Here is a 2,262-nt window from a genome sequence, read left to right as displayed (position 1 = left end):
CCGTATATAAAAAATTGCTAGTTTTATACTAAACCAATGTTAGTTGCTTTGCTTGCTTGCTTCCGATTTTCCTACGGAAAATCCTCGCACACAAACACGCAACTTTCCATATACATAAACGTTGTGGCTAATACCGAAAACCTATCATAATCTTTAATGTTTAAGTACACATCTATTAATTCGTATTCTTTAAGAAACCTTCAAAATGGTCAAATCTATTTCAATAATCCTTTGAACTTTAATGACCCTTTTGATACTTTCCATCCAGCCAAAATAACTGAAATTAGTAATGCCAAATTTGTTGAACTTTATTGCAAGTCGAGTAAGCGAAAGTTTAATAAAAAACACTTGATTGGAATTTTAGATAAGACAATCTCTAAACAACAATTTTATGACTTTTGTCAAGAACATATCGATTATATTTTTGATTTTAACGAGTCAAATGAAAATCAATTATTTAAGAGTAAGGTTGATTTTTTAAATCAACTTAAAAATGTTGAAGAATCGAAAAATGATTTCCTAGAGAATATTGGAGGTTTTTTTATGACTGTTAAATCGAGACTACAGGCAACAATTCAAGAAACACTTTACAATATTCGACAAGAAAAATTTGCAAAAATCGGAGTTTGCTGTTTTTCAAAAAACAATAACAACCTTTTAATGTGGTCACATTATGCAGATAGTCATCAAGGTATTTGCCTCGAATTTGACTCTGAATATGAGCCTTTTTCCAAAGCCTTTGAGGTAGAATATAAATCGGAAATTCCCAATGTGAATTCTGACTTACTATTTGAGGAAGAGGAAAATGCAGAATCAATAAAAAAATTACTCTCATTTAAATCAATAGATTGGAAGCACGAAGAAGAAATGAGAGTTTTTCATCAAGAATCTAACAAAAGTTACTTCTATCCTATTCGTTCATTAAAAGCTATTTATTTTGGACTAAAAGCAAATCCGAGTGATGTTGAAATGATTTGCTCAATTTTCAAATCTAAAAACCCTGACGTTAAATTTTATCGGATGAAAAAATTAGATAAAACTTTTGGAATTGAGGCAGAACAATTTCATTACAATACTGTTATCGAGATTCAATCAAGTCTAATATTAATCATTTCCAATTTATTCAGTAATAACGAATTTACCCAAGAAGAACTTGTCACCAAAGGGAGAATTGAAATTCCAGAAATTCAATTAAAAGCCCATCTTGACGATTTAAAAAACAAAAACATTTTAATTAAACACAAAGAAAAATATAAATTAAATAGATAAAGTACTAGCCACAACACCGTGTAAAAAACATTGCTTATTTTAGTTAAGCCGTTTGATCGTTGCTTTGCTTGCTTGCATCTGATTTTCCTTCGGAAAATCCTCGCACACAAACACGCAACGTTCCTTACACATAAACGTTGTGTGTAAGCTGAAAAAATGAATAAACTGACAATCATATTAGTACTGACTTTTGCTTCAGTTTTCGGACAGAAAGCAAAATCTGACTTTGAAATTAGCGGACAAGTGAAGGTTTATTTTGGTCAAGAATTGCTAATCCCAAAAGACGCTACTGTTGAATTAAGACCAAGTTTTGACATAAAAGTTGTGGATAGTTTAGGCTTCTATAAATTTAGTGGACTTAAAAGTGGAAGTTATGAATTGCGTGTATTAGACTTCAATTTTGAACCTGAATTTTTTCATATAGAAATAGTAAATCAATCAGCCCAAAACTTCGATTTATATGTTACAGCAGATTGTGAAATAAACAAGCAAATTGCGGAATCAGATTTAAAAAATGAAAACCCAAAATTAATTCTAATTGGAGGAATTGCACCAATAGTGGATTTTGAGGATGGCAAATTTGCGAACAAATATGGAATTCAATTTTATGATTATGGATGTACACCACCACCTTTGGAATGTGTATATCAATATAATAACGTGATATTTGAATATTTAGACAATAAGTTTGGCAAAAAATGGAGAGAAGAAGTTAGACAAGATGTAATCGGATTAAAATAAAGCCTACACACAACACCGTGTAAAAAACATTGCTTATTTTAGTTAAACCGTTTGGTCGTTGCGCTTTTGCTAGCTTCTGATTTTCCTTCGGAAAATCCTCGCACACAAAACCGCAACGTTCCTTACACATAAACGTTACCTTGCATTAAAAACACGCACTCAAACGCAAGTTTTGCGGAAAAAATATTGAGATTTAAAGCAAATTTTTACGGAATTTAAAAACAGAAAAAAAACAAGATTGCGGAATTTTAG

The 2,262-nt window shown here is 30.9% G+C and carries 2 protein-coding genes; both read left to right on the top strand.

Features of this window, described 5'->3' with window-relative positions; translation table 11 throughout:
• The first annotated feature begins 156 nt into the window (after positions 1-156).
• Positions 157-1,269 carry a DUF2971 domain-containing protein gene (locus tag ACFQ1R_RS13040; protein ID WP_379926702.1) on the top strand — a complete coding sequence of 371 codons (1,113 nt, stop codon included), beginning with the start codon at positions 157-159 and terminating at the stop codon, positions 1,267-1,269.
• Between the two features lie 156 nt (positions 1,270-1,425).
• The gene (locus ACFQ1R_RS13035; RefSeq protein WP_379926700.1) at positions 1,426-2,010 is read left to right on the top strand and encodes an FEKKY domain-containing protein; all 585 of its coding nucleotides are present in this window, start codon (positions 1,426-1,428) and stop codon (positions 2,008-2,010) included.
• Positions 2,011-2,262: the final 252 nt, after the last annotated feature.

Source organism: Mariniflexile jejuense (assembly GCF_042675665.1).
GTDB lineage: Bacteria > Bacteroidota > Bacteroidia > Flavobacteriales > Flavobacteriaceae > Mariniflexile > Mariniflexile jejuense.
Note: the sequence above shows the minus strand (reverse complement) of the source record. Positions and strands in the feature narration are given on the sequence as shown.